The organism is Collinsella sp. OM07-12, assembly GCF_003438275.1.
In the GTDB taxonomy this organism is placed as follows: Bacteria; Actinomycetota; Coriobacteriia; order Coriobacteriales; family Coriobacteriaceae; genus Collinsella.
This window is the reverse complement of the sequence record NZ_QSTQ01000048.1, coordinates 1-1,714: the sequence shown is the minus strand read 5'-3', so window position 1 is coordinate 1,714 and position 1,714 is coordinate 1. Positions and strand designations below refer to the sequence as shown.

General features: G+C 62.6%; 2 protein-coding genes. One reads left to right on the top strand and one right to left on the bottom strand.

Features of this window, described 5'->3' with window-relative positions:
• On the top strand, positions 1–1,121 hold a 1,121-nt coding region (locus DXB98_RS09985; protein WP_233505161.1), incomplete at its 5' end, for an IS1595 family transposase.
• 71 nt (positions 1,122–1,192) lie between these two features.
• Here the strand turns inward: DXB98_RS09985 and DXB98_RS09980 are convergent.
• On the bottom strand, positions 1,193–1,687 hold the full coding sequence (locus DXB98_RS09980; protein WP_117635919.1) for a nucleotidyltransferase domain-containing protein: 495 nt from the start codon (positions 1,685–1,687) through the stop codon (positions 1,193–1,195).
• Positions 1,688–1,714 lie beyond the last annotated feature (27 nt).

The following is a 1,714-nucleotide window of genomic DNA, read 5'->3' as shown; positions in this document are numbered from 1 at the left end:
TTGCGACAATTCCATCATCAGGAGAGATGGAGGTTGCAATGGAAGACGTGCTCACCCAGCTGACGAGGCAGTTCCTCCCGCAGATGACGGCTGCCGAGAAGAGCAGGGTCCTGAGATCGCTCAAGGCGCTGATAGACGCGGAGCTTTTCGAACTCGCGGCAAGCGAGGGGGCGGAAGACGATCCCGACAGAGCCTGCCCCTGGTGCGGCTCCCCGCATTACGTGAAGAGGGGGCGAGACGGGCGCGGCCGTCAGCGGTTCCTCTGCCGAGGGTGCGCCAGGACCTTCACCGACGCCACCATGCGCATCTTCTCCACCACCAAGCTCGACAGGTCGGCCTGGATGAGGTTCGCGGAGTGCCACGTGGACATGCTCCCGCTGCGCGAGTCGGCGGAAAAGTGCGGCGTGTGCCTCAAGACGGCGTTCTTCATGCGCCACAGGCTGCTCGAGGCCATGGCCAAGCGCATGCCCGCCTTCCGCGTGGAGGCCGGCGGCGGGGCCGAGCTCGACGAGTGCTTCTTCAGGGAGAGCTTCAAGGGAAACCGCTCTAGGTCGGAGTCCGGCATGCCCAGGAAGCCCCGCACAAGGTCGCAGGGAACCGACGGGCACGAGAAGATATGCGTGCTCACCGGCATCAACGACGCCGGCGACATCTTCTACGAGATCGCGGGGAGGGGCGGCCTCGACGAGGCGGCAGCCAGGGAGCTGCTCGCCGACAAGCTCGCGGTCGGCGCGATAATCTCGACGGACCGTGCGCACGTGTACCGCCGCGTCCTGCCCGCCCTCGGCGTCGGCGCGCACATCGCCAGCAAGAGGGAGGAGCACGCCATCAACAGGGTGAACAGCCTCCACTCCCAGATGAGGCACTTCATCGGCAGGTTCCGGGGTGTCTCCACGAGACGCCTCGAGAACTACCTCGCCTGGTTCAAGTGGACATGGTGCTTCAAGGTCCGCAGGAGCGCGGACGAGCTCGCCGAGCTCATAGTGAGGCAGGCAGCCCGCGGCACGTACGAGAAGACCTGGCGCCAGTACAAGGTGACCCCCTATCCGTTCTACGAGTACTGGATCAAGCAGGCGAAATGGGACTCGCGTGCGCGGAGGGCCATATACGGCGTGGCGTGATGTCCAGGGCGGTCTGGCGCAGCGCATCTGTGGCAAGCGCTGAAGTCGTGACCCGATGCAAAAAGCAACAGCTAGCGATATTCTTCGGGAACGTCGAAACCGTACTCACGGCATAGGAGCATGACATCGTGGGCGTCGTGCTCGTCATGCTGATAGCCCAAGTGAAACAACAGCTGGCTTTCGGGGTCGATGCACGACACCTCCACCTCGCCGATGCGCCCCCTCCCCGAAAAGACCTCCCCGGGAAAACGATCTCCCTGATACAGAATATCGCCATTCTCGGCGAAATCGAAGCAATGCAGGTCGACGATGCGCCCCGCCTCGTCTTGCCACACCGTGTGATCTTCGGTGGTGAAAGATGCAGCCACCTCGGAAAACCCCTCATCAGCAATTAGATCCACGAACCTTTGGTAATCCCCGCGCTGAACGAACAGGTCGATGTCGTTATGAGCCCTGGTCTCACGCCCGACAAGCGCATCGACGCCCCAGCCGCCATCAAGGTATACGCCAATGCCCGCACCTGCGGAAAGGCCGATTATCCAACACGCATCATCCTTGGTGACCATAGGAGCTCCTTCGCTTTCGCCTGCTAT

Bases quoted from the DNA above. Each gene is read 5' to 3' on its own strand.
- DXB98_RS09980 (WP_117635919.1), bottom strand. From the start codon at position 1,687: ATGGTCACCAAGGATGATGCGTGTTGGATAATCGGCCTTTCCGCAGGT.